Genomic DNA, 26,011 nt, shown 5'->3' with positions numbered 1-26,011 from the left:
CCCCGTGCCCCCCATTGCCGGGCCTGGTCAGTACCCGAGTGCAGCAGCCGTCTGGTAGGTCACCATCGCAGCGGTGTACGCCAGCACGGTCATATAGCCGAGTTGGAAGACCGCCCAACCCCACGATCCGGTTTCACGCTTGGTGATCGCTTGCGTCGGCAGGCACTGCATTGCCAAAACATAGAACACCAGCAGACTCAGGCACAGCGCCGTCGTGAACACCGGCGAACCATCCGGATGAGTCTGCTGCGCCAGCACGGTCCGCAGCGCCACCTCGTCCTCCGCATCATCACCCAACCCGTACACGATGCCGAGCGTCGAGACGATGACCTCGCGCGCCGCAAACGAGCTGATCACGCCGATGTTGATCTTCCAGTCGAAACCCAGCGGGGCGAAGATCGGCTCGGCGAGCTTGCCCATCCGCCCGGCCACCGAGTGAGCCACCGCATAGCTGTTGTACAACCCGTCACGCTCGGCCTGGATCGCCTCCAACATGTCGGCATCTGTCGCCGGAAGTGTCTCCAACGCGGCCAACTCAACGAGTCGAGCCTGATCTGCGGGCGAGGCCACCTCCATCAGGCGATCCTCAGGCAAGGCGGGGAACGTCGCCATCGCCCACATCACCAGCGCGATCACCATGATCACTGAGCCCGCCCGCTTGAGAAACACCATGCCCCGGTCATACGCCGTCATCAGTGCATTCCGCAGGCTCGGCAGCTTGTACGTCGGCAGCTCCAGCACCAGCGACTCCGGCCGCCCACGCAGGATCGAGTGCCGCATCACAAAAGCAGCCGCCAACGCCGCCACGATCCCCAGACCGTACGCTCCGGTCATCAGCAGGCCAGCCATCAGGAAATCATCGGGAAACAGCAACCCGATCACCATGGCATACACCGGCAGCCGAGCCGCACAGGTCAGCAGCGGGATGATCAGGATCGTGATCAGCCGATCGCGCCGGCTCTCAATCACCTTCGTCGACATGATCGCTGGAATCGCACACGCATGTGCCGACAGCATCGGTACAAACGCCCGACCGGGAAGACCCATCTTCCGGAACCATCGGTCCATCACGAACGCTGCCCGCGCGAGATAACCCGTGTCCTCAAGCAGGCTCAGCAGGAAAAACAACAGCAGAATCTGAGGCAGAAACACCAGAACCCCACCCACTCCGCCGATGACGCCATCCACGATAAGACTCTTGAAATACCCGTCCGGCAGCACCGCCCCAACACCCTCACCGAGCGAACCAAACAACGACTCGATCCACCCCATCGGCGTGTCCGCGATCACAAACAGCGTCGTGAACAACCCCGCCATCACCAGCGCAAACACGCCCGGCCCGACATAGGTATGCGTCACCACCCGATCAATCAGGTCCGTCCAACGCGCCGAAAGCGTCGGACGATGCGAGACCTTGTGGTCCACCCGCTCGGCCCAGTCAAACCGCGCGCCATGCGGGCAGCCCGAGCAACTCGTGCACGCCTCGAGATCAACCGGAACCGGCCGGTCGACTCGTTCCTCAGCGAACGTCTCGGCCAGTGTGCTCAGCAGCCGGTCGATACCCTCTCCGGTTCGCGCCGAAACCGGCACAACCGGCGCGTCCAACTCCCCTGAGAGCGCATCGAGATCAAGCTCAATGCCGCTGGCCTGAGCAAGATCAACCATGTTGAGCGCCACCACCATCGGCACCCCCGCTTGTCGGGCCTGCCCAGCGAGATAGAGGTTGCGCGCCAGGTTGGTCGCATCGAGAACCACCACCACCAGTTCCGGCTTGGGACGACCATCCAGGTCGCCATGGAGCACCGCTGCGGCGAGCCGTTCCTCAGGATTGCCCGCGTTGAGCGCATACAACCCCGGCAGGTCCTCGATGATCACATCTTCAGAGCCAAGACGTACCGCTCCGATCCGACGCTCGATGGTCGTACCCGGGAAGTTCGCCGTCTTGGCCCGCAGGCCCGTCAGGCGATTAAACAGCGTCGTCTTTCCCGCATTCGGGTTGCCCAGCAGCACAATTCGAGGCCCCGTCGGGCCTGACAAGGGCGATGGCCGGACGGGCAGTGAAATCGTCGTCACGCTGGCGGCTCCGATCGCTCCACTTCACCATCCAGCGGGTCCATGCAGCACGCCCCATCCAACTCCGCTGGCACCAACTCCACGAACCTTGCAAGATTCCGGTCGAGCCCGATCCGCGTCCCCATCACCGTCACAATCATCGGCTGCCCCGGCTTGAGCACCGTAACCCGGCGTCCGGAACAAAGCCCCATCGCTTTCAGACGCTCGGAGTCAAACGGACCCGCCTGCACCGACCGGATCGTCGCGCAGGAACCCCGTCGCAGCGCATCCAACGTCAGAATCTGCGGCTTAACCACATCTGCAACTACAATGTCGGCCATCGGAAGGGCTCCTCTAACTGCAACTGAGTCGCAGTATAGCATTGCTCCAGTGGATTGTCCCCTTCAACCCTTCCGGAGAAAGCCGATGGTGCTCTCCAGAATGCGATGCCGCACCACGCTCGCCGTCGGGTCTGCTGTCGCCTCGCGCAGGTCGTCCCGGTTGGCCCGGCACATCGCACACCCCAGCCGATCCACGTGAAACGTGATGTATGCCGACCACGCTGGCTCCAGCGTGCCCAGCAACTCGGCCCCCAACGTATTCCGCTTGGGACAACTGGGCCGCGTGGCCTCCCACACTTCGGTTAGCAGGTCACCCGCCTCCCCGATTAGCCCGGCCGCCCCCTCATCCTTCAGCATCTCCACCACACCCTGCCGGATCGTGTCGATCGCCCGATGCTTGATGACCGCCACATGCGAAGAACTCGCCCCCTCGACCAGCTCCGCCACCTCTCGGTTCTTGAGCTGCGCGTAAAAGACCGCCTCGACGATCATCAACTCTCTGAAGTTCAGCGTGTCCCGGTACTTCGCCACGAGTTGCTCCAAGCCTTTGGCCAGAGCACCCCGCAGCGCTTCCCGGTTCTCGTCCTTGCGGACGTACCATGAGGCAGTCATCTCCGCCCCCTCCGCCCGCGAGATCGGACTCCCCTCGTCATCGGTTCGCAGCGACGCCTCACACAACGGCACGCGCCGCGACCGCCTCGCGTCGATCATCCGCCGCCGCAAGATCGTGAACAGATAAGTTTCCAGGCTCGCTTCCTCCCGGAAGTTATCGAGTCCCGTCAGAAAACCAATGAACGCCTCCTGCACCAAGTCCTCAGCATCCCCCGGCCGAGGTCCATGCCGCCGCGCAAACGCCAGCAGACGCCCGTGATACCGATCCACCAGTTGCTGCCAGGCATCCGGATCACGCGCACGCACCCCATCCAGTAGTTGACGATCACTCTCATTGAGACCGGGCATGGAGCGGACTTCCGTGCAAGGTGTTGGGTTGATTAGGCCGCTGAATAACTCAGCCAAAGCGTGGTCAGAACAATCACGATCCCCGCTCCCAGCAACCCCGCGATCGCCAGCGTGTAAGTGTAGTAACCCTGTGTGGCAATGCTCAAAACCAGATACGCCAGCACGATCGCCGCGATCACCCCGACCACCGCAGCCCAGGTCCCCGTAACCGTCTGCTCGCGCTCCAGGAGCTTCATCTCCAGTTCACTGGCCATCCGAGTCAGCCGATCCATCGGGAACTCCAGATCTGTCGCTGTCCGGTACAACTCGCCATACGGCCGACTGATCTCCTGCGTCAGCGACCTCAACTGCAACTGCGGTTCATCCAACAGCGTCTCCAGAACTCGACTCCTTAACTTCGGCAGCGTCTCTCGACTCGCCGCGTATCGATCCGCCAGATCATCCGCCGCTGCCTCCAAAGCCATCCGACGTGCCGAGGCTGGCGAGTCCGCCAGATCATGGGTCCGGTACACCCCTCGCAGCCGCTGCGCCTCGCCCACCTCGCCGATGACGCGTAAGCCATCACCCGCAGTCGGCATCACCCAGGCCGCATCCACAAAAGACGCCACCTCGGCCACTTTCACGTGATCTCGCTCGATGATCGCCCCGAACGTCCGCAGCGACGGCAGCGTGGTCCCCGCAAACGTCTCCTCCGTGACCCGCCCTCGAAACACCAACGTAGGCGTCCCATCATCCCGAGGATGACCCAACACCACTCGGGTTTGCCATCGCCAGGGCTCCACGCGACCAAGCGCCCCCGCAAACTCTTTAGCCGCCCTATCCAGTCCTTGAATCGTCCTTAACCCCGGCCCCTCCTCCACGGGGTTGATCCGGACCAACGCCCCCGACTCCAGCCCCAACTCACCCGCCATCCGGGGCGAGACCCGCCGCCCGAGCGCCCGCAGCGCGGCCGCCTCCGTCGCGTGCGGCCACACCTCAAAACTCGCATCCACCACCGGGTCCCAGGCACTCCCACGTGTTGTTTCACCAGATCTCGAATCCCTTTCGCCAAGTCTCTGAGAGGAAGCCTCGGAAGAAAGTGTCGCAACTCGATTGACGTTACCCTGATCCCGAACCTCAATGCCCAGAGCTGGCAACAACACCCCGACCATCACGCCAACAACACTCAGGCTCACGAGAAACGCCACCACACCCAGCAGAAACCGCATCACCTGCGAACCCTGTCCACGACCGCCCGCAAACACTATCGACACCACCACACCGATCACGATGACCACGGCAAAGACTAGGATCAAACCACCGATCGCGGGGACAAGGACTTGCATCAAGGTCATCATCGCCCTACCTCCACTAGCTGTCGTGCCGGCCACACAATAAACAACACGCCGATCAGCACGAACACCTGGGCAATCACCAACTCCGGCAGCGACATCGACTGGAAGAAAAAGAACACCGCATCAGGAACATGATGCTCAGATACGCGCTGCGCCACGCCCAGCCAGATCGACTCTGTGTTACTCGGCTGCCCAAACAGATCCGCCGCCGGGAGGACCGCCAGACTGATCATCGCCACACCAAGAATCCCCCGAATCATGTGCCCAACACCGTAAAACCGACGGGCCAGCGTCAGCAGCGTGACCCCCGCCAGCAACAACGTGATCAACACAGGCGGAACCATCGCCAGAATCCTCTGCTGCCAGTCCGAGTTCCCAAACAGATCAAACGCCAGACCATCCATGTCGAGAGCAGGATCAAATGCCGACACCGCATACGGCAGGCCAAACAGCCACACCGCCGCCACCGCCGCCGAAGCCAGCAGCGTCACATAAGCAAACAACCCCAGAATCGCAGACACCGCAGAACCAACATAATCCGCTGGCGTCCACCGAGACCCTGTTGACGCAACCTCCCCGGATCGATTCTTCGCCGATGCCATCTCACGACGCACAGCATGCCGCCCGCCCGGCCACCACGTCCTGATACGGCGATCCTGACTATCCTCAAAATGCCCCGCCACGATGAACAACCCGTCGATGAGCTGGCCGATCCCAAATAACCCACCGGTCAAAAGCCACAGGATGCCCGTGCCGATCTTGCCCGCATAGAAACGATGCAACCCGAAAATCGGCACCATCGTCATCGGAGCCGCCACGAAGATCAGCGCCAGCAAACGCGACCTAGGCGATAGACGCACCGGACGACCCTCATCATCATGATCGATGATCGGGTCCTCCCCAGTCGGAACAGCTAACCCAACCGGTCCCGGCCCGGTCGAGGGCGCATCACGGTACTCAGCCCGTTTCTCGATCCGCTCCGGTTCCTTCTGCGAACGCTGCCCAATGCGAGACCGCTCCTCCGCCACCGCACGATCGACCGCCGTTCGCGGATAAGCGACCTGCGAAGCCGCTGGATCAAACGGCACCTTCACCCGAAACGCCAGCGCCACCGCCGCTGCCGTCACTCCCGCAATCAGTCCAACCTCCGGTTCCCCCATGATGCTCACCACGACCCAGGTGACCAGAAACGCCCCCAACGCACGCACCAGCGAAATCCGTTGCGTCCGTGCCGCAGAAGATGCGCCGTAAGAGCCCATCACAAACAACGCTGCCACAGTCCCGAACCACAGCGACATGAGTTCTTCCGTCGCTGGCGAGAACCAAACCACAAACGGGAAGACCATCCCGCCTGACATCGCCGCCGCCAACGACCCGTAGCCAATCCGCTCGAGCAGCCACTCACCCGACAACCGGTCCCCCAGCCACCGCTGAGCACGCCACAGCCCGAACCACTGCCCGAACGCCAGCGATACCGTCGCCATAAACAGCACTGGCTGCAGCATCTCATCACCAAGCAATGCCGTCGCACCACCCGCCAGCACCACCAGAGTCATCAGACTCAGCACCAGACGCTGCACCGAACCAATCGGGTCACGACCCTCATCGATGTCGACAAACCCTCGTTGCACCGGCGTAGGCGGCGCGCCCACCACGCCACCGAGGCCATCGGTCACGCGCCGAGTCACCTCAGCCGCACGAGCGACCTGCCACGTATCCGGGTTCGACGAATCCGGCAGGTCCGACAACCCCTCGCCACCCGAAGCGCCACCGCCAACCTTCTCCGCCGCACGCCGGGCGTAGACCGTCAGGTCCTCAGCCCCATAAGCCGAAACCGATTGCCGGATGTGATCCGAACCAAAAACATCCTCCACCATTGCCCGCACATCCTGATATCGCTCCGCCGGGTCCTTCGCCATCGCCCGCGCGACCACGCGATCAAACGGTGCCGGCAGACTCGAAGAATCAACCTTCGTCCCCAGATGCTTCATCAGGATTTCCGCCGGCGACGATCCGAAAAATGGCACCTGCCCTGTCAGCATCTCATAGACCAGCACCCCCAACGCATAAATATCAATCCCCCGGTCATAACGTCCCGCGCCGATCTCCGGCGCCATATAATGAACCGTCCCCACCGTCACCGTCTGACTCTGCTGCGGGCTCGCCGCCATCGCCTTCGCCAGACCGTAATCCCCGATCTTCACGTACCCCTCGTCATAAAAAATATTGCCCGGTTTCAGATCACGGTGAACGATGCCGCTGTCGTGAAGATACGCCAGTCCCTTGCCGATCTCGCGCAGGAAGAACGCCGTCTTCTGCTCACCCAGTCCCGAAGGGTTCTCATCAATCAACTGCCGCAGATTCGGCCCCGCCACATACTCCATGATCACAAACGGTACGCCCTGATCATTGGTCCGAACATCAAAGATCGACACCAGGTGCGGGCTCTTGAGATTCATGCACTGTGCGATCCCTCGCAGCTCGATATCCGCAAACCCCTGCACCGCCTTGAGCGCCACCTCTCGCCCCGAGTCAGACACCGCGTAATAAACCTCACCAAATCCACCTCGCCCCGCCGCCCGCTTGATCGTGTACCCCTCCAGCGGGCGCTCGCCCGACTGGTAACGGAACCCTTGGTTGTTCAGCGTGCTGTTCATGGCCGTCCCTGCTCCTGGCGTTCCGTCTTAGGTTGAGAGCGTTTCCAGTCGCATCCGCAAACCATCCTGTTCGATGGACGTATCCGACGCCAATCGTTGCACCCCTTCCTGACTCTCACCCAGTCTTTTCACAAACAACCCATCAGGCCGGGCAAAGACAACCAGCGATCTCTCCAGCGTGTCGATCCTTACATGCGCCTGCGCCCCCGCTCCAATCACAAACTGACCATCCATCAGGATCGCCTGCCGCGCATCCGAACCCGACACACGACCCCGCAACAACGCCACCGTCGCACTGCCGCTCGCGGGGTGCGGCTGATCAAACCGCAGCCGCGTCCCGGGGGCAAACGTGATCCGCTCGCCATCCCGCACCGGGCGCGCCCGCCCTTCCCCTTCGACCTCAAGCGTATACCCCTCGCCCTCCCGAGAGAACGTCATCATCCCAGCCGATGGATTCGTCACGACCGGCAGATCGACCCCCGATTTCAACGCAGGCCCCACCACTGTCCGACCCCCACGACACAGGACATACGCCCCCACGCCATCGATCGACAACACCTCCACGCCACCCAACTCTGCTGTCGTTCGCTCGACCGGGGCCGCAGCCAGCGCCCGCGTCGGCAGTTCCGCCGTCTCTGCCTCACCTCGATACTCCGCATCCCCTGCAGCAAAGCCCGCTAACGGCCCCACACCAACACGCTGCAACGTCACGGTTACCTCACGAAGCTCCTGACCCATCTGTCCGATCCAACCTGCCTCAGGCATCAGGCCAGCCGCCCGGGCCGCATGATCCGCCGCCTCGCCGACTCGCCCCTCAACCAGACTTATCCGCGTGCGTCGAAGCGCTTCGACCACATCAAGCGCCACAACCTCACCATCGGTTGGCCGCACCACCGCTCGCAACACACTCGCCAACGCATCGGCCTGAGTCGTCCGCGACGCGTTCAAGGCCGCTTCAAGATCACGCCCACCCCCGCGAACTAGCCGCTGACGAAGGACTTCAATCGCCCCATCCTCCGCACGCAGCCCTCGTAGCCGAGCAATCAATCCCGCTGCCGTGGCCCAATCGTTCCGCTCCAGCGCAGCCTCAGCCGCCTGCCGATCACGCTCAAAGCCCGACGCTCGTGCACTCAGGTCGCGCATCAGGCTCGCCGCCTGCCCGTTGGAATCACCAAACCCATGCAGAATCCGATGCGCTGAAGACCACGCCCCCGCCGCGATCCGATCCGCAGCATGACGCAGGGCCGATCCCTCACGCTCTGCCTTCTGGTCTCGTTCACGGATCGCCTGTCGGACCCGGTCCCCCAACGCAGCGACTGCCGGGGCATCGCTCTCGATGGCCCCGGCTCGCCGGTAATCCTGCATCGCTTGTTCGAGTCGACCATGGTCCAGATGCTCACTGGCCCGACCCAGCCAGGCCTCAACGAGCCGACCCAACAAAGCCTGACCGCGCCGATGCTCACGGACTCGCGGAAGGCTGACGATCCGCCAAGCCTCATCCAGGCGTCCGTCCGCAAGGGCCATCTCGGCTCGTTTAAACTGCAGCAGGAGCAACGTGCACCTCCGCCCGAGCCGGGCATGGAGTGATTCTAAACGGTTCAGTACCACATCATCGAACGGACAAACCCCAAGTCAAGGCGTCGCCGTCGTCGACCGACGATCATCCACCGCCACCCGGTCATGCCCCAGATAGGCATCGACCTCGGACAGCAACGCCGTCTCATCGACCGTCGCCTCCGGCTCGATCTCAAGATCAGTGATGAACTGACCCTCTCGAGCCAAGGTCCGCTCAGCCACGTCCAGACGCTTCTTGATCTGCGTGATCAGCTCATTGGTCTTGGCCAGCTTGCTCTGATCAATCGAGGTTCCCGAACCAACCGAAGCCGCCTGCACCAGCCGATGCTGAGCCTCCAGCGCCTCGATCTGAGCCTCCAACTCGGCCTTCTGCGTCCGAGTCCGCTCCAGCGCCGCAATCGCCGCATCCAGCGCCGTCTGCCGTCCCGCCAGCAGCCGCTCTTTCGCCGACACCGAGGCCTCGGCCTCCTGCAGCAGCGAGAACCGTCGCGACAGATCATGCTTCACTTCGTCACGAGACACCTCGCGGACGCCCGAACGGAAAGAAACCTGCTCAACCGACAACATCGACCGCAGATTCCCCACCGCCTGTCGCTGGTCGTCCAACCGCCCTGCTGCCCGAGCGATCTCTCGATTGAGATTCTCCAGCTCGACCTCCTCCTCAGCAATCAGCCGGATGTTAGCTCGCATCTCCGGGATGATCTGACCCAGCAGGTCACGGGCCCGCTGCAGTTCGATCTCCAGCGGAACCGAATCCCGAACCGACGTCTTCACCGAATGCCAAGAGGAATGGGCGTAACTCCCAAGCTCACTACCAAAGATAAGCCCGCCGATCACGGCGGTCCCGACAATCCCGACCCCGGCAATTTTCGCTGCTGTGCAGATCATCTTGATCCTCCTGCCACTCGGGCGGATGAGGCTGACTGACCCGGCCCACTGCCGGCTCAGATAGGTGGTCGCCAGCGCGTCGGAAATCTTGCACCCCAGCCCCGAGAACCCGCCCCGAGTAGCCGAAATCGCCTCAAGCCCGTATGTTCACAGCTCCTTTCACCCTGATTAACGAGGATGATCCATGAGCCGATTCACACGCCTCACTGCCCTGCTCTCTGTCTCGCTCCTCAGCGTGACCGGATGTCACACCACCGACCACCACGAGACTGTCATGGTCGAGCCGGAAAAACCCGCCTTCATCGAGGCCATCGAACTCGCCCATGGGGCCGAACGCTATCACAAACACAATGCCGTTCAGGCCGACTTCACCGTCGACTTCGGCGGGTCCACCATCATCGCTGGCAACATGGTCTTCAACACCGACGCTGGCAAGGTCCGCATGGAACTCAACGACGGCTCCACCATCGTCTTCGATGGTTTCAACGCCTGGGTCACCCCCAACGATGCTCCCATCCAGATGGCCCGCTTCCACGCCCTCACCTGGCCCTATTTCCTCGCCGCGCCCATGAAGCTCGCCGATCAGGGCACCAATCTCGACGACATCGGCATGGCCCCCCTCGATGAACAAAACCACCTCGCCGCCATGAAGCTCACCTTCGACTCATCCGTAGGCGACGCCCCCGACGACTGGTACATCCTCCTCAAAGACCCCGACACCGACGCCCTCCGCGCCATGGCCTATATCGTCACCTATGGCAAGTCCCAGCAGGAAGCCGAAGAAAGCCCCAGCCTCATCGAATACAACGCCTTCAAAACCGTCGAGGGCGTCGCCTTCGCCACCGACTGGACCTTCTACCACTGGGACCCCGCCACCGGAAAATCCGACACTCCCAAGGGCCACGCCAAGATCTCCAACATCCGCTTCGTCGATCCCAGCCCCGGCTCCTTCATCCGACCGATGAACGCCCGCATCGACGAACTCCCCGAGCCCCCCGCACCACCGGCTGAAGAAGCCCACACCCATGATCACGATGAAGCTCATGCCGACATGCACGATGACGCCGAAGATCACGAAGATCACGATGCCGATGAGAACCACGAAGAAGAGCACAACGAGTAACAATACCTAATCAACACCAACAAATAAACAAGGCCCGTGGTCATCACCACGGGCCTTGTTCTTTGTCTTACTCCAACGATACCGCTGGACATAAATGCGGGGGCTGGGGGTGGGGGGTGTTACTTTTTGACCTCGTAGTCAGCATCGATCACGTCATCGGTATCCGCATCTGCTTCGCCGCCAGCAGCCTCCTCGCCGCCGCCAGCCTCACCAGCAGCACCAGGCTCAGTCTGCTTGTAGATCGCCTCGCCGAGCTTCATGCCCGCTTCCTGCAACTGATTCAGTGCAGACTTGATCGCGTCCTTATCGTCTTCCTTGACCTTCTCTTCGACGCTGGCGATGCCCGACTCGATATCTCCTCTCAGCTCTGCAGGCACCTTGTCGCCATGCTCCTCGAGCTGCTTCTTGATCTGATACACAGCGTTCTCAGCCTGATTCCGCGTGTCCACCAGCTCACGACGCTCCTTGTCAGCATCCGCATGCGCCTCAGCATCCTGCTTCATCCGGCCAATCTCATCGTCCGACAGACCCGATGAACCCTTGATCTCGATCGACTGCTCCTTGCCCGTCCCCTTGTCCTTGGCGCCAACATTCAAAATACCGTTCGAGTCAATCTTGAACGTCACCTCAATCTGCGGGACACCTCGCGGCGCCGAAGGCAGACCCGTCAGGTTAAAACGGCCTAGCGACCGATTATCATTGGCAAACTCACGCTCACCCTGCAGCACATGGATCGTCACCTCGCTCTGATTATCCGCCGCCGTCGAAAACGTCTCCGACTTCTCCGTCGGGATCGTCGTGTTCCGCTCGATCAGCTTCGTCATCACCCCGCCAAGCGTCTCAATCCCCAGCGACAAAGGCGTCACATCCAGCAGCAGCACATCTTTAACATCACCCTGCAGAACACCGCCCTGGATCGCCGCGCCCAGCGCCACGACCTCATCCGGGTTGATGCTTCGGTTCGGCTCCTTGCCAAACAGTTCCTTGGCGATCGCGGCAGCCTTCGGCATACGAGTCGATCCGCCGACCAGAACCACCTCATCAATATCACCCGGCTTGAGGCCGGCATCCTTGATCGCCGACTCCACCGGCCCGCGAATTCGCTGAAACAGCGAATCACAGATCGCCTCGAACTTCGCCCGCGTCAACGTGATCTGAAGGTGCTTCGGCCCCTCATTCGTCGCCGTGATAAACGGCAGATTGACCGTGGTCTCCTGCGACGATGACAACTCACACTTCGCCTTTTCCGCAGCCTCTTTCAGACGCTGCAGCGCCATCGCGTCCTTACGAAGATCAACCCCCTCCTTCTTACGGAACTCCTCAGCGAGGTAATCAATAATCGCCTCGTCCCAGTCGTCACCACCCAGATGGCCATCACCCGAGGTCGCAAGCACCTCGAACACACCATCGCCAACGTCAAGGATCGACACGTCGAAGGTGCCACCACCCAGGTCGAACACAGCAATCTTCTCGTTCGCCTTCTTATCAAGGCCATAAGCCAGGGCAGCCGCCGTCGGCTCATTGATGATCCGGTCAACGGTGAGGCCAGCAATCTCACCCGCCTCCTTGGTCGCCTGCCGCTGCGAGTCATTGAAGTAGGCCGGCACCGTGATTACGGCTCGATCCACCGACTCACCGAGATAATCCTCGGCCGTCTTCTTCAAGTCCTGAAGAATCATCGCCGAAAGCTCTTGAGGCGTGTACGTCTTGTCACGGACGTTCACCTTCACCAGCTCTTCATTACCCCCCGTAATCTCATAAGGGACCATCTTCTCTTCGTTCTCAACCTCGCTGTGCCGGCGGCCCATGAACCGCTTGATCGAGAACACCGTGTGCATCGGATTCGTCACCTGCTGGTGCTTAGCCTGCTGGCCCACCAGCCGGTCACCCTTATCCGTGAACGCCACAATCGAAGGGGTTGTCCGGCTGCCCGAGCTGTTGATCAGCACCTTCGGCGAGCCCGCTTCCATCACCGCCACCACAGAGTTCGTGGTGCCGAGGTCAATACCAATGATCTTTGACATAGGTCTGTCTCCTGGTCGGAGGGTCGTATCACAGCCGGAGACTCAACCGGCCTGCCTATCTCCATTCGCAAAGCCGATGCCACCCGCCACAACCCACTCATAGCCGGAAAACCCTGTTTTCAGCCTGCCAACGCAGCCTGGCACCCAACCCCGCCTGCCATTCTGACAACTCCATCCGGCCCAGGATGCCCCTGTACCAGGGAGGTCTCTGCGCAGTCCGGGGCTCGGAGGCCCGTGATTCAAGGGCTAAAATGAGCCCCAGATAGATTTGAGACGGAAAACTACAGGAAACTCGCGCCAAGGTGCGATAACCTTGGCGGATGGGAACTCGAATCAGTCGTCCACAGTGGACGCACGCGGGCCCCAAAGCAGCCAACGAAGGAGCGTAACCATGGCTAAAGCCGCAGCAAAGAAACCCCTCACCAAGACCCAGCTCTTCTCCGCCATCGCCGATGAAACCGGCCTGGCGAAAAAAGAAGTCGCCGCCGTCTTCGAGTCCATGACAACCCTCATCAAGAAGGAAGTCGGCTCAGGACGCGGTTCCGGCGCCTTCACCGTCCCCGGACTCCTCAAGATCGTCCGCTTTAAGAAGAAGGCCACCAAGGCTCGCATGGGCCGCAACCCCGCCACCGGCGAAGAAATCAAGATCTCCGCCAAGCCCGCCACCACGGTCGTCAAGCTCCGTGCCCTCAAGCCCCTCAAGGAAATGGTCTGACCATTACCTTGACCCGGGGTGCTTCATCCTGATCGCCCCCCTTGCCCCGCGGCCTCGGCCGCGGGGTTTTTCTTTTCCCACACATCGGGGCACAATGATCTCATAACCCGCACCCCAATAGCTCACGAACACGGAGTCCAGCGTGACGACCACCACCAAGACGCAAGACCTCATCGCTTGCCACGACAAGGCACTCTCACCCAACTACGCCCGCCTTCCCATCGCCATCGAACGCGGCGAAGGCTCGCTCCTATACGACCTCGAAGGTAAACGCTATATCGACCTCTTCGCCGGCTTCGGTGCCCCAGTCCTCGGCCACTGCCACCAGGAACTGGTCAAAGCCGTCACCGACCAAGCCAATAAACTCTGGCATGTCGGCAACCTCCTCCACACCGAACCCCAGGTCGATGCCGCCGAGCGCATCCAACGACTCGGCTTTGGCGGGCAATCCTTCTTCTCGCACGCCGGTGCCGACGCCAACGAAGCCGCCATCAAACTCGCCCGTCTCTATGGCAAAGCCAACCGTGGGAAATCCATCAGCGAGTTCGGCCGCTACAAAGTCATCTCCGCCACCCTCAGTTTCCACGGTCGCTCCTTCGCCACCATGGGAGCCACTGGGCAACTCGCCGTACGTCAGGGCTTCGAACCCCTCCTCCCCGGCTTCACCAACGTCGCCTACAACCACATCGACGCTATCAAAGCCGCCATTGACGACGACACCGTCGCCATCATCGTCGAACCGATCCAAGGCGAAGGCGGGATCCACGTCCCAGACCCCGACTACTTCACCAAACTCCGCGAACTCTGCGACACCCACGACCTCCTGCTCATCGCCGACGAGGTCTGGACCGGTTGCGCCCGCACCGGTCGCGTCTTCGGCCACCAACTCTGGAACATCACTCCCGACATCATGACCCTCGGTAAAGGCGTAGGCGGCGGACTGCCCGTTGGCGTCATGTGCGCCAAACCCGACATCGCCGAACTCTACTCCGCACCCAAGCACGGCAGGGTCTTCCACGCCACCACCCTGGGCGGCAACTGCCTCGCCATGGCCGCCACCGCCACCGTCTTCAAAATCATCGAACGGGACAAGCTCGATCAGCGAGCCCATAACCTGGGCCAGGCCACCATGAAACGTCTCCGAGATGCCGCCGCCAACAACTGCCCCGCCATCAAGCAGGTCCGCGGTTCCGGACTCTTCCTAGGCATCGAGATCAACGACACCAAACTCCCTCCCGCCATATCCACCGTCAAAGACATCGTCGCCGCCCTCATCCAACGAGGCGTGATGATCAACGCCACCAAGAACGGCGTCCTCCGCCTCGCACCCCCCCTCACCATCCCCGAAGACCTCCTCAACGACGGACTCTCCGCCCTCGAAGCCGTCCTCTCCGGAAACGACGGATGACCCTCAAGCCTCACCTACCAGCCGCGCTATGCCTGGCTTTACTCACGCTGCTCCTCCCCGCGTGCCAGGAAATATCTCAGCCCCGCAACGAAGACCTCCCCAAACTTGTCGACATCCGCTCCGACCTCACGCGCCCCGGGCCGCCCGAAGGCGTCATGACACGCCCAGCCAACGCCATCTTCTCCACCCTGATCGTCGGCGTTCCCATCACCACCGACCTGACCGAAGCCTGGCAGCAACTCGCCAGTGACAGCCTCAGCCCCTCGGTCCTGGAACGACTCCGAACCAACGGACTCGTCGCAGGCACACTCCCGTCCAATCAGATCACCCGCTGGATCTCCGAACTCCCACCACCCTCTTGGCCCATGGGACGCGAGCGCAGCCAGATCACCACAGGCTCCATCGCCGTCCTCGAAACCCGCCGCCTCGCGATCGATTTCGCCGTCGATACCGGGCAAGGCGAACCCACCCTCACCCGCGGCCCGCTCAGCCTCCGGATCATCCTCCAGAAAACCATCGCCGACCGACTCACCGTCGCCGCCGTCCCCGCCCAGCAGATCACATCAGCCCGCTTCTCAACCGAACCCATCACCAACCTCGAAGACCGCTACCGCTTCTTCGAATCCCTCGCCCTCTCTCTACCCGCCGCAACCGGTACCGCGGTTCTCTTCACCCTCGCCCCCGAAACCGGCCAACGCCTCATGGAGCCCCTCCAGGCCCCCGATGACCAGGGACAAGTAAAACCCCCAGGCCTGCCCATAGCCGTGCCTCTCCTCGCCCTCGAACGAGGCGGAATTGTCTGGCAACGCATCGTCATCATCCGCGTCGAAAGCATCGACCCGGGATCACAATAACCATACAAGTCGAACACCCTCGGAATCAGCCATCCGACGAAGGCGGACCATCACCCCCACCGCCACCTTCTCCGCCGCCACCGCCACCGCCACCTTCTCCGCCGCCACCACCCCCGCGTCGCCGCCGCCTGCGCCGCCGACGCTTCTTCGGTGCACCCTCACGACTCTCACCACCCTCTCCCGATGATGCCTGCGCATCACCGCCCTCATTCGGCATCTGGTCAGAAGGCGTCCCCTCCCGCGATTCAGCCTCACCTTCACCCAACGGCTGCCCAGGACGTGGACGCCTCCGCCGACGACGACGCTTCTTCCCTTCCCCTTCCTGACCCGAATCGCCCGAGTCCCCACCAGCAGCAGGACGAGGCGCAGCCGCCGGCGAAGACTGCGGCCGCGGCGCACTCCCGCCGCTCCGCTCCGCCCGACGAGCCGTTCGCCGCTCCCAAGCCTCCGCTCGCTCCCGCTCCTCCTCCGCCATCTTCTGACGCCAGTCCGATGCCTCCTCCTTCGTCAGAATCCGAACACTCTCCAGCGGGTACGCCCCCAGCGGACTCTGACCAATCCGTACCAACACCAACTGCGTCAGGATCTGCGAATCAATCACGATCCCAACACCATCCTCCGTCTCCACCACCGTCTTCTTGTGAGGCAGATTCTTCCGAAGCTGTTCGTACGTCTGATCCTCATATCGCAGGCAACACATCAGCCGCCCACACCGACCCGAAATCTTCTGCGGGTCCAACGTCGCCTTCTGAACTTTCGCCGAACGCATCGAGACCGGCTTGAGCACCTTCAAAAACTGCTTACAGCAGCACTGCTGACCACACTTCTCATAATCAGCCACCAGCCTCGCTTCCTCACGCGCATTGACCTGCAGCATCTCAATCCGCGTCGAGAAATCCGTCGCCAACAGCTTCACCAGCTCACGAAAATCAATCCACTGCTCCGACGTGTAATAAAAAATCACCCGCTCCCCGCCGAGCAACGGCTCAACCTCCACCACCTTCATCCGCAGACCTAGCTCCCGAGCATGCTCACGCGCCCGACGTATCATCTCCGCCTTGTCACCATCGATCCGACTCTGCTCCTGCAGATCCTCCACCGTCGCTACCCGCAGGACTTTCCCGTCCGTCGAAAACGGATAATCCTTCCCACCAGAGTTCTTGATGTACTCCAGCATCTCGCTCCGCGACACTGACTTCCCGCAACCCGAGTTCGTGCACGTCGTCGTCAGCATCTCCCCGATCTCAGTCCCCCGCTGAGTCCGGATCACCATCTTCGAACCACACCCAGGCTTCCCATCCCCGTCGTAGGGCAACTCCGCCACCCGCTTCTGATACCCATAACTCACCACCATCGTCTTTGGCGGCTCCAGACGATCGTAAATCGCCTGGTCTTCCTCAGAAAGCATGATCGGTAAAGGCGTAATACTGCCTGACATAGGGTCTCCGTGTTCTAACAACACCACCGCCAGCGAAACCGGCGTGACGTGACGCTTGTTGTCACCGAGTTGGCGTTTTTTACGTCCCCTCATCGACTCGGCACGACAAGGAGGCCCGAACACGGATCAGTTAAGCCCGTCTAGTGACGAGCATATACCAGTATACACACCAGACCGACGCAGCCGCTCACAAAGACAACTTCGCCGAATCCGCCGCCCCCAGACTCTCATAAATCCGCCGCGTCGCATCCGACTTATTCAGCGTATAAAAATGAATCCCCCGCACCTGATGGTCCAACAGGTCCCGCGCCTGCTCCGTCGCCCAGTGAATCCCTACCCGCCGCACCGCCTCCACATCATCCCCGGCCCGGTTCAGTGACCGCAATAAGGCGGCCGGGAAACGCGACCCCGCCGCCAAGTCCGCCATCCGCCGCATCCCCTTGGTCGATCCGATCGGCATCAGCCCCGCAATGATCGGAACCGCAACCCCCGCCAACTCGCAACGCTCACGAAAATCATAAAAATCCCGGTTGTCAAAAAACAGTTGCGTGCAGATGTAGTCCGCGCCCGCATCAACCTTAGCCTTCAAATGATCCATCTCATCCAGCCGGTTAGGCGTCCCGGGATGACCCTCCGGAAAACCCGCCACCCCAATCCCAAACCCCCGCCGATCCGGATGCCCCGCCCGCTCAGCGTGCTCACGAATAAAAGTCACCAGGTCCGCCGCATAACGAAAAGCATCCTGAGCACGATCCCAGTCCGGCTTATCCCGAGGCAGATCACCCCCAAGCGCCAGAATATTACTCACACCCGCCGCAAGGTACTGATCCAGGATCTCACCAATCTCCGCCTTCTGATGACACACGCACGTCAGATGCGGGATCGGGTCCAGCGTCGTCGTCTTCTTCAGCCGCAACACCAGATCATGCGTCACCTCCCGCGTCGATCCCCCAGCCCCATAAGTCACCGAGACAAAGTGTGGCCGCAGCTCCTGCAACTCCTGAATGTTCTGATAAAGGTCCTCCGCCAGCTCCGGCGACTTAGGCGGAAAGAACTCAAACGAGAATGTCGTTGGATGCTCGGCGAAGATGTCCTGAATATGCATGATTAACCCGCTCTCAATAACGACCAGTTAGGCTCGAAAGACAGCCCTCTCAACACGCCCAACATAACCTCAAAACGCAGCGGAGTCCCCACCACGTGATCGTCGACCTCGTCATACCCGCCAGAAACGAAGCCGAGAACATCCCCGCCCTCTTCGCCGAACTACCCCAAAACACCTTCCGCAGAATCATCGTCGCCGACAACGGCTCCACCGACGCCACCCCCGATCTCGTACGCCAGCAAGGCGGAATCGTCGTCTCCGAGACCTCCATGGGCTACGGCAGCGCCTGCCTCGCCGCCCTCGACTGGATCGCCGATGACCACGCCAAAAGACGCTCACCTCTCCCCGACGCCGTCGCCTTCTTCGACGCCGATCTCTCCGATGACCCCGCCTGGCTCCCACGCCTCATCGAACCCATCGAGGAGGGCCAGCAAGACCTCGTCCTAGGCAGCCGCACACGCCACGCCCAACCCGGTGCCCTCGATCCTCACCAACGATTCGGCACCGCCCTCGCCTGCTTCCTCGCCCGACTCACCACAGGCAAACGCTACCGCGATCTCGGACCCATGCGCGTGATCCGCTGGCCCTCGCTCCTCGCCCTCGACATGAAAGACCGCACTTGGGGCTGGACCATCGAGATGCAGGTCAAAGCCGCCACCCGTAGACTCCGCACCATCGAGATCGACGTCCCCTACCGAAAACGACGCGCCGGCCGCAGCAAAATCACCGGCTCCCTCTGGATCAGTGCTCGCGTTGGCGTCAGAATCATCTCCACCATCGCCGCCCTCTGGTACTCAGAACGAAAACGCACCCAATAAACAACCCCGGAGCAAGACTCCGGGGTCACTCGATGATTGATCTATAGCTCTTCCGGATCATCCCACCAGACGCGGTAACTCACTGATCGGCCGCCGCTGGTCACACGAGCTCTCCGCATCGTGCCAGCTCTCCACCGCTGACTCACCAATCTTCCAGCAAAGATAAATCTCACCATCTTCACTCATCGCAGGAAAATCCACCGCACCCGTCTCAAAATCCCGTAGCTCAACCCCCGCAAGCTGCAACTCATCCACCAGATCCGACAACCGCACCATCGCCCGCTTGTACTGCTCTTCCAGCACGCCATCGTGATCGTGATGCCCCACACTCTCAAACTTCAGCCGAAGCCGAACCACCTCACCATACGCCGATGAAATATCCTCCGTAATACGACGGACATAAACCAGCGAACGATTCGCCTCCACCGCATCAAAATATCGGACGCGGCTGAGAACCGGGACTTCCAAGCTGGCTGAGGAATCGCGAACAACCATCGGCGGGGCCCTTTCACCTGGCACGTCGGTCGCAGATCGCAACCAACTTCTCACCCCCTGTATCGGGTAACGCCCCCGCCTCCATGCAATCCTCAGCAAGATATCCGGTTAGGTTCCTGGAAGGGTCAAGCCTCCAGCCGCCCTTCCTTCTCCAGCCCCAACAGATGCTTCAGGTCAATCGTCAGACTCAGCAACAACGGCACCACCACCAGCGTGAACACCGTTGCCACAATCAACCCACCCACCACCACACTCCCAAGCCCTCGATACAACTCGCTCCCCGACCCAGGCATCAGCACCAAAGGCAGCATCCCGAAGACCGAAGTCGTCGTCGTCATAAAGATCGGCCGGAAACGCGTTCGCACCGACTCCCGGATCGCTTCCCGCGCAGCCAGCTTCTGACCCCGCTCGCCAGTGTCGGTATCCGCCTCCCCGCGCATAAAGTTCAGCGCCTGATGCACAATCAGGATCGCGTTGTTCACCACCACACCGATCAGAATCACAAACCCCAACATCGTGAGCACATCAAGCAACTGCCCCGGCACATAAGCGTGCGTGATCGCCAGACCAATAAAACCACCCAACGTCGCCAACGGCACCGTGATCATCACCACCAACGGATAAAAATAACTCTCAAACAATGCCGCCATGAGCAGGTACACCACCAGCACCGCCAGGAACATCCGGCTCAATCCCAGCGACCGCACCGTCTCCATCGTCCAACCCGCCCAGTGCCCCAGCAACGCCTCGCGAACCTGCTCCAGCTTCGTCGCCGATCCCGTCAACGCAACCGTAATGTCCTGCGAAATCTGTCCCTGAGCCCGCATGCCATCAATCATCGCACGCAGCTCTGCCGTCGCCGACTCCAGCGGAACCTCATCAGGGGGTGTCACCGACAACGTCACCGCTCGCTGCTCCTCCAGCCGCAGAATCTGCTGAGGAGCCTGCGCATAACTGAACCGCGCCACACTCGACACCGGAACCACACCCACCTCACCGCCAGGCGTCCGATACGCCAAGGGCAACTCCGCAATCCGCTCCGGCTGACCCGCCAAACCACCATCCGCCTGAGCCCGCAGGTCGATCATCTCACCCGCAACCCGAAAATCACCCACCACGACACCATCAACCAGGGCAGCCACCGCATCGCCCAACGCCCGAACATCAATCCCCAACTCCGCCGCCTTCACCCGGTCAATCTCAAACCGGATCTCACGCGCAGGCTTGTCAAAGTTTGTCGGACTGGGCTGGACCGCCATCGGCCCATACTTCCCCATCACCCCGCCCTGAATCGCCGAACCCGCCGCTCGAACCGTCTCCAACGTCTCACCCGAAATATCAATATCAATCGACCGCGACCCCGCCGCACCGCGCCCAAACAAGGATGTCTGCTGTGCAAAACCCATCCCCCACGTACTGGTCGTTGCCGAAGACAGCAGCGGCGCGATCGTCTCAACATTGTTCTTGTCAACACTCGTCGCCCCGTTGAACACCCCGCCAAAGAACGTCACAAAAAAGTAGTTCTCCAGCGGCGGCGCACCCTCCACCGGCTGGCCCGTAAACGGATGAATCAACGGCTCAACACCCTCCAGATCACCGTAATCCGTCGCCTCCCAGTAAGGACGCAGCTTCGACTCCACCCGCAGCGCAATCTCTTCCGATGCCGAAATGTCCAACCCAGGCGGAACAATCAGAATCCCAAACACCAGATTCTGGTTCCCCCGCGGCAGATAATCCGTAGGCGGCATCAACGCCAACGCACCAGCTACCGACACCGTAAAGAAGCACCCCACCACCAACAAACGACCCAAAACACCCACCGGCCCCGGCTCCAGCATCGAATGAATAAAACCCGCAAACCCACCCGAAATCGCACCGCCCACCCGCGACAACACCGACGGCCGCCTCGCCTCATCACGATCCCGCTTCCCCCGAGTCTTAAGCAGACGCGCCGAGATCGTCGGGATCACCGTGATCGCCACGATCAGCGACAACGTCACCGACGCACAGACCGCCAGCGCGATATCCCGGAACAACTGCCCCGCCTCCTCCTGAATCGTCAGCACCGGCACGAACACCGCCAGCGTCGTCAGCGTCGAGGCCAGAATCGCCCCCCACACCTCCTTGCCCCCGTCATAAGCCGCCACCATCGGCTTCTTGCCCATCGACAGATGCCGGTCAATGTTCTCCAGCACCACGATCGCGTTGTCCACCACCATCCCCACCGCAAACGCCAGCCCCGCCAGCGAAATAACATTCACATTCCGCCCCGCCGCATACATCACCACAAACGTCCCAATCACCGAAATCGGGATCGAGATCGCCACCACGATCACCGGCCGCACGCTACGCAAGAAGAACAACAACCCCACAATCGCCAGCGACCCACCAATAAACAGATTGCTCTGCACCAACCCCAGCGCGTCATAGATATAACCCGTCTCGTCATAAACCTTCCGGATGTACAGGTCCGGCGCCTCCGCCAACCCCAGATCACGCTGCGCAATCAACGCCATCTGCGGCAGCACCACCTCATTGACTTCCACCAGCCGCTCGTCCACCCCCTCCATCACCGTGATCACGTTCGCACCCGGCTCCCGATACACCGGCAGCGCAATCGACACCTGACCCCGCGAACGCACAAAGCTCCGCCGCTCCGCAAACCCCTGCGACACCGTCGCCAGATCACGAATCCGGATCGGCCCGCCCTCCGCATCCGCCGTCACCACCGTATCCCGAATCTGATCGAGATTCTCGTACTGACCCACCGTCCGAATCACCGTCGCATACTGACCCTCCCGCATATCCCCAGCCGAGATATTCGTATTCTCCCGCAGCAACGCATCACGAAGCTGATCCACCGTCACCCGACGCTGCGCAATCTTGTACGGATCAAACTCAAGATGCACCTCTCGGTCACGACCCCCATAAACCCGCACCTCGCTCACACCCGGGACCCGCTCCAGAAACGGCTTGACTCGCTCCTCGATCTGATCACCCAACTTCTGAATATCAAAACGCCCCGCCCGATCCTCCAGCAGCAACCACGCAATCGGACTCCCTGCGCCCGCCTCCCCCGTCGTCACCACCGGCTCCTCCGCATCATCCGGATATTCCGGCACCTCCCGAAGACTGTCAGAAACCTCAAGACGCGCCGCATCCAGATCCGTCCCCACCAGAAACTCAAGCTCAATCTCCGCAGACCCCTGGTTCGCCGTCGCCGTCATCGCAATCAGGTTGTCAACGTTCTTGAGAACATCCTCCTGCGGCTCAATGATCTCCCGCTCAATCTCCTCAGGACTCCGCCCCGTCCACTCCGTATTCACCGTAATAATCGTCGGATCAACATTCGGCGTGAGCTGCACCGGCGTATTGATCAGCGATACCCAACCAAACAACACCAACAAAATCACACCCACAGTGATCTTCACAGGGTTGTCAACGGCAAAGCGGATAATGTCCACGAAGTCTCCGCTCTCGCCTAACGCGCCACCGTCGGTGCCGGCTGAATCATCAAAGGACGCGTGGGAAACAACCACTCCGCTCCCTGCACAACCACCTGAGCACCCTCAAACAGCATAGGCGGCATCCCCGCAGGACCACCGGGGGCCGCCCGCACCGCATAGTCAGCCCCCGTCGGGAACAACACCTGCACGATCACAGGCATCGCCGCAGGCATCGATTGATCCGGCATCTCAGCTGCCACCCAGACCGTTGGCGTCCCCGACCCAAACTGCACCGCATCACGAGATACCAGCAACACCGGTTCCCGCGACCCCACCGGTACCCGCGCCCGCACACTCATACCAGCCAGCAACCGTCCGCCCCCATCATCCAGCCGAATCTTCGCCGGAAACGTCCGCGCCGCATTCATCGCATCCGGCGAGACCGCCACCAACCGGCCCTCAACCACCTCACTCGTCGACTCAATCTCCACCTCGATCACACCACCCATCTCAAGCCCGTTCACCAACCCCTCAGGCACATCCACCACCGCATCGATCGACCCAACCGATACGATCTCGACAAGCTCGGACCCCAACTCCGCCCACTCCCCAACCTCCGCATACTTCGCCGTCACCCGGCCATCAAAAGGCGCCAACACCTCCAGCCGCTCGACCGACTGCGCCATCCGCGCCCGCCTCGCCTTGGCCGCCTGTAGCGCTGCCTCCAATGCCTCAACATCCGAGCGCTGATCCTCGACCTCTTTCACCACCGCCGACCGCGTCTTCTCCAGCTGAATCAACTGCTCCAGATCACGCCGCGACTGATTCAGCGTCGCCATGATCGAAGCCACCTCCGCCTCAGCCGACTCCAAATCCAGATCAGCCCACACCCCATCCACCCGCGCCAACAACGTCTCGCCAGCGACCACCCTGTCACCAACCTCAACCGGTAACTCTAAAATCTTCCCCTCAACCTCACTCGCCACCCGCGCCCGCCTCACCTCGCGTAACCGACCCGTAATCCGTTGCACCTGGCTTAACGATTCCTGCCGCACAACCGCAGACAACACACTCGCTGGCGGAGGCCCCATCATCTCAGGCATGCCACCCGCACCCTCAGGACCACCAACCTCCGCAGGCGGCCGCATCACATACCACATAGCGCCTGACGAAATCACCGCCACCACCAACACAACAGGCAGCCAGATAACCCAGGGTTTGGATGAACTTGTGGACACGAACGACCTCACAGGCGGGACCGATGGACGATGCCATCAGCCCTAGCACTCTAGAGATCGTGACGTAGAGGGTCAACCACCCGTGCGAATGAGTTCCAACGCACTCGGCAGGGCCGCTGAGGCCTGATCGCTATAACCCCAAACCTTCACCCGAATCTTCTTAACGCCCCACTCACGAGCCGCCTCATGCGTGGCAAAAAGAACATCCAGTCGCTTACCCTTGATCGCCCCACCACGATCCAGAACCTGCACCGGCGAACCCTCGTTGTAGCCATCCACCGTCAGCACCGTCCCAAAAGGCAGCAATCGCGTATCCGCCGCTACCAGCCGCATCCCATTGGTCCACACGCTGTAACCCGAAGCCGTAAACCCATCATTCCAAGGACCACACGAACGCTCATCAGGGCTATACGCCGTGACCGTCATCTCAATCTCACCAAGCAACTGCAACGGACGACCATCAAAAACAATCCGCTCCTCATGGTCTGCAGGCTGCAACTGAGCCTCGAAATCCACGTCCGCTGCCGTGACTTCCTCCCCAGCCTCACGCTGCGCCGCCGCTGATGACGAATCGATCGCCAACAAGGTCAGACTCCCCGCAGATGACGGCGCATGAACCAAAACCGCTGCAGCCGAACCCATCAGCATGCCGATAACTGCTATACCGAATACGCTAACCACGCGCCAGGTCCGACGGATACGACGGCGCAGACGATTTAGCTTCGCCGAATCCGGCTGGGTTGATTGAGAGACAGGCGTAACCATGGTCGCAGGTTCCGGGTGCATGGCCTTAAAGTGATCTGTCATTGTAGCCTCAGAACGGGATTCATGCCGGGTTTCCTGGTCAACCTTGCCAACTACTCACACGTCCGCACGGACCATGCGCCCCAAAGCTTCCTCGGATTAAACTCAACCCGACTTAACCAGCCCCTACATCCGTTACGCCCTTTTCACCACAATATTGACCGGCTAGCCCTCACCCGCCGCTTGCGGACAAGCCCCGTCTCGGCGATAACACCCTGTCCAGCCCGGACTTCCGCAAGCTGAACCCCGCAAATCAACACCTGGAGCCTGCCATGGAAACCACCCTCATCATCCTCAAGCCCGACGCTGTCCAACGCGGTCTCGCAGGCGAAATCCTCGCCCGCTTCGAGAAAAAAGGCCTCTCCCTCGTCGCCCTCAAAATGATGAAAATCCCCCGCAAGCTCGCCGAACAGCACTACGCCGAGCACGCCGGCAAGCCCTTTTACGACGGCCTCCTCGGCTTCGTCACCTCATCCCCCTCCGTCATCATCGCCATCCGAGGCTTCAACGCCATCGCCGTCTGCCGCAAACTCATCGGCTCAACCAACGGTCAGAAAGCCGAGCCCGGAACCATCCGCGGCGACTTCGGCATGTCAGGCGGATACAACCTCATCCACGGCTCCGATGCCCCAGAATCCGCCCAACGCGAACTCAAACTCTGGTTCCCCGACAACGACTTCGACACCACACCACGAACCCTCGACACCTGGGTCTACGACCCCTCCGACCTCTAAGC

General features: G+C 61.3%; 20 protein-coding genes. 6 read left to right on the top strand and 14 right to left on the bottom strand.

The features are described from left to right. Positions 1-27: 27 nt before the first annotated feature. From RIG82_11695 to RIG82_11665, 7 genes are all read right to left on the bottom strand, one after another. On the bottom strand, positions 28-2,073 hold the full coding sequence (locus RIG82_11695) for a ferrous iron transporter B (protein MEQ9461602.1): 2,046 nt from the start codon (positions 2,071-2,073) through the stop codon (positions 28-30). Then, positions 2,070-2,393: a FeoA family protein gene (locus tag RIG82_11690; GenBank protein ID MEQ9461601.1), complete on the bottom strand. Its 324-nt coding sequence runs from the start codon at positions 2,391-2,393 to the stop codon at positions 2,070-2,072. The genes RIG82_11695 and RIG82_11690 overlap by 4 nt, the downstream gene beginning before the upstream one ends. A gap of 63 nt (positions 2,394-2,456) precedes the next feature. Next, positions 2,457-3,353, bottom strand: coding sequence for a sigma-70 family RNA polymerase sigma factor (locus RIG82_11685; GenBank protein MEQ9461600.1), 897 nt, complete (start codon positions 3,351-3,353; stop codon positions 2,457-2,459). Positions 3,354-3,385: 32 nt separating this feature from the next. After that, positions 3,386-4,690 carry a hypothetical protein gene (locus tag RIG82_11680; GenBank protein MEQ9461599.1) on the bottom strand — a complete coding sequence of 435 codons (1,305 nt, stop codon included), beginning with the start codon at positions 4,688-4,690 and terminating at the stop codon, positions 3,386-3,388. Further along, positions 4,687-7,344, bottom strand: a complete 2,658-nt coding sequence (locus RIG82_11675; protein MEQ9461598.1) for a protein kinase — start codon at positions 7,342-7,344, stop codon at positions 4,687-4,689. The genes RIG82_11680 and RIG82_11675 overlap by 4 nt, the downstream gene beginning before the upstream one ends. A 27-nt stretch (positions 7,345-7,371) precedes the next feature. Beyond that, the gene (locus RIG82_11670) at positions 7,372-8,868 is read right to left on the bottom strand and encodes a hypothetical protein (GenBank protein ID MEQ9461597.1); all 1,497 of its coding nucleotides are present in this window, start codon (positions 8,866-8,868) and stop codon (positions 7,372-7,374) included. Positions 8,869-8,976: 108 nt separating this feature from the next. Continuing rightward, entirely contained in the window at positions 8,977-9,807 is an 831-nt protein-coding gene (locus RIG82_11665) for a hypothetical protein (protein ID MEQ9461596.1), read from the bottom strand. 184 nt (positions 9,808-9,991) lie between these two features. On the opposite strand from RIG82_11665, the gene RIG82_11660 reads away from it, so the two are divergent. Then, the gene (locus tag RIG82_11660) at positions 9,992-10,930 is read left to right on the top strand and encodes a hypothetical protein (GenBank protein ID MEQ9461595.1); all 939 of its coding nucleotides are present in this window, start codon (positions 9,992-9,994) and stop codon (positions 10,928-10,930) included. A gap of 119 nt (positions 10,931-11,049) precedes the next feature. Here the strand turns inward: RIG82_11660 and dnaK are convergent, their stop codons facing one another. Further along, positions 11,050-12,954, bottom strand: coding sequence for a molecular chaperone DnaK (gene dnaK, locus RIG82_11655; GenBank protein ID MEQ9461594.1), 1,905 nt, complete (start codon positions 12,952-12,954; stop codon positions 11,050-11,052). A 391-nt stretch (positions 12,955-13,345) separates the two neighbouring features. Here dnaK and RIG82_11650 point away from each other — a divergent pair, with 391 nt between their 5' ends. From RIG82_11650 to RIG82_11640, 3 genes are all read left to right on the top strand, one after another. Continuing rightward, positions 13,346-13,669, top strand: coding sequence for an HU family DNA-binding protein (locus RIG82_11650; protein ID MEQ9461593.1), 324 nt, complete (start codon positions 13,346-13,348; stop codon positions 13,667-13,669). Positions 13,670-13,811: 142 nt separating this feature from the next. Beyond that, a complete protein-coding gene (locus RIG82_11645) occupies positions 13,812-15,077 on the top strand; it encodes an aminotransferase class III-fold pyridoxal phosphate-dependent enzyme (GenBank protein ID MEQ9461592.1) in 1,266 nt (421 codons plus the stop codon). After that, positions 15,074-15,931, top strand: coding sequence for a hypothetical protein (locus RIG82_11640; protein ID MEQ9461591.1), 858 nt, complete (start codon positions 15,074-15,076; stop codon positions 15,929-15,931). The genes RIG82_11645 and RIG82_11640 overlap by 4 nt, the downstream gene beginning before the upstream one ends. Before the next feature lie 25 nt (positions 15,932-15,956). Here the strand turns inward: RIG82_11640 and ricT are convergent, their stop codons facing one another. After that, on the bottom strand, positions 15,957-17,462 hold the full coding sequence (gene ricT, locus RIG82_11635) for a regulatory iron-sulfur-containing complex subunit RicT (GenBank protein MEQ9461590.1): 1,506 nt from the start codon (positions 17,460-17,462) through the stop codon (positions 15,957-15,959). Positions 17,463-17,556: 94 nt separating this feature from the next. After that, positions 17,557-18,474: a methylenetetrahydrofolate reductase [NAD(P)H] gene (metF, locus tag RIG82_11630; protein ID MEQ9461589.1), complete on the bottom strand. Its 918-nt coding sequence runs from the start codon at positions 18,472-18,474 to the stop codon at positions 17,557-17,559. Between the two features lie 95 nt (positions 18,475-18,569). On the opposite strand from metF, the gene RIG82_11625 reads away from it, so the two are divergent. Continuing rightward, on the top strand, positions 18,570-19,292 hold the full coding sequence (locus RIG82_11625) for a glycosyltransferase family 2 protein (protein ID MEQ9461588.1): 723 nt from the start codon (positions 18,570-18,572) through the stop codon (positions 19,290-19,292). Between the two features lie 57 nt (positions 19,293-19,349). On the opposite strand, the gene RIG82_11620 is transcribed toward RIG82_11625, so the two are convergent. The 4 genes from RIG82_11620 to RIG82_11605 form a co-directional block, all read right to left on the bottom strand. Further along, positions 19,350-19,787, bottom strand: coding sequence for a DUF2203 domain-containing protein (locus tag RIG82_11620; GenBank protein ID MEQ9461587.1), 438 nt, complete (start codon positions 19,785-19,787; stop codon positions 19,350-19,352). 125 nt (positions 19,788-19,912) lie between these two features. After that, complete coding sequence (locus RIG82_11615) at positions 19,913-23,251, bottom strand: efflux RND transporter permease subunit (protein ID MEQ9461586.1); 3,339 nt, start codon at positions 23,249-23,251, stop codon at positions 19,913-19,915. A 17-nt stretch (positions 23,252-23,268) separates the two neighbouring features. Continuing rightward, positions 23,269-24,471, bottom strand: coding sequence for an efflux RND transporter periplasmic adaptor subunit (locus RIG82_11610; GenBank protein MEQ9461585.1), 1,203 nt, complete (start codon positions 24,469-24,471; stop codon positions 23,269-23,271). A gap of 72 nt (positions 24,472-24,543) precedes the next feature. Further along, a complete protein-coding gene (locus RIG82_11605; GenBank protein ID MEQ9461584.1) occupies positions 24,544-25,113 on the bottom strand; it encodes a 3D domain-containing protein in 570 nt (189 codons plus the stop codon). Positions 25,114-25,547: 434 nt separating this feature from the next. Between RIG82_11605 and ndk the strand changes: the two genes are divergently transcribed. After that, positions 25,548-26,009, top strand: coding sequence for a nucleoside-diphosphate kinase (ndk, locus tag RIG82_11600; GenBank protein ID MEQ9461583.1), 462 nt, complete (start codon positions 25,548-25,550; stop codon positions 26,007-26,009). The last annotated feature ends 2 nt before the right edge of the window (positions 26,010-26,011 follow it).

The sequence above is a fragment of the Phycisphaeraceae bacterium genome, assembly GCA_040222855.1.
Taxonomy (GTDB): Bacteria; Planctomycetota; Phycisphaerae; order Phycisphaerales; family Phycisphaeraceae; genus Mucisphaera.
Note: the sequence above shows the minus strand (reverse complement) of the source record. Positions and strands in the feature narration are given on the sequence as shown.

Bases quoted from the DNA above. Each gene is read 5' to 3' on its own strand.
- RIG82_11690 (MEQ9461601.1), bottom strand. From the start codon at position 2,393: ATGGCCGACATTGTAGTTGCAGATGTGGTTAAGCCGCAGATTCTGACG.
- RIG82_11685 (MEQ9461600.1), bottom strand. From the start codon at position 3,353: ATGCCCGGTCTCAATGAGAGTGATCGTCAACTACTGGATGGGGTGCGT.
- RIG82_11680 (MEQ9461599.1), bottom strand. From the start codon at position 4,690: ATGATGACCTTGATGCAAGTCCTTGTCCCCGCGATCGGTGGTTTGATC.
- RIG82_11675 (MEQ9461598.1), bottom strand. From the start codon at position 7,344: ATGAACAGCACGCTGAACAACCAAGGGTTCCGTTACCAGTCGGGCGAG.
- RIG82_11670 (MEQ9461597.1), bottom strand. From the start codon at position 8,868: ATGGCCCTTGCGGACGGACGCCTGGATGAGGCTTGGCGGATCGTCAGC.
- RIG82_11665 (MEQ9461596.1), bottom strand. From the start codon at position 9,807: ATGATCTGCACAGCAGCGAAAATTGCCGGGGTCGGGATTGTCGGGACC.
- RIG82_11660 (MEQ9461595.1), top strand. From the start codon at position 9,992: ATGAGCCGATTCACACGCCTCACTGCCCTGCTCTCTGTCTCGCTCCTC.
- dnaK (MEQ9461594.1), bottom strand. From the start codon at position 12,954: ATGTCAAAGATCATTGGTATTGACCTCGGCACCACGAACTCTGTGGTG.
- RIG82_11650 (MEQ9461593.1), top strand. From the start codon at position 13,346: ATGGCTAAAGCCGCAGCAAAGAAACCCCTCACCAAGACCCAGCTCTTC.
- RIG82_11640 (MEQ9461591.1), top strand. From the start codon at position 15,074: ATGACCCTCAAGCCTCACCTACCAGCCGCGCTATGCCTGGCTTTACTC.
- ricT (MEQ9461590.1), bottom strand. From the start codon at position 17,462: ATGAGGGGACGTAAAAAACGCCAACTCGGTGACAACAAGCGTCACGTC.
- metF (MEQ9461589.1), bottom strand. From the start codon at position 18,474: ATGCATATTCAGGACATCTTCGCCGAGCATCCAACGACATTCTCGTTT.
- RIG82_11620 (MEQ9461587.1), bottom strand. From the start codon at position 19,787: ATGGTTGTTCGCGATTCCTCAGCCAGCTTGGAAGTCCCGGTTCTCAGC.
- RIG82_11605 (MEQ9461584.1), bottom strand. From the start codon at position 25,113: ATGGGTTCGGCTGCAGCGGTTTTGGTTCATGCGCCGTCATCTGCGGGG.
- ndk (MEQ9461583.1), top strand. From the start codon at position 25,548: ATGGAAACCACCCTCATCATCCTCAAGCCCGACGCTGTCCAACGCGGT.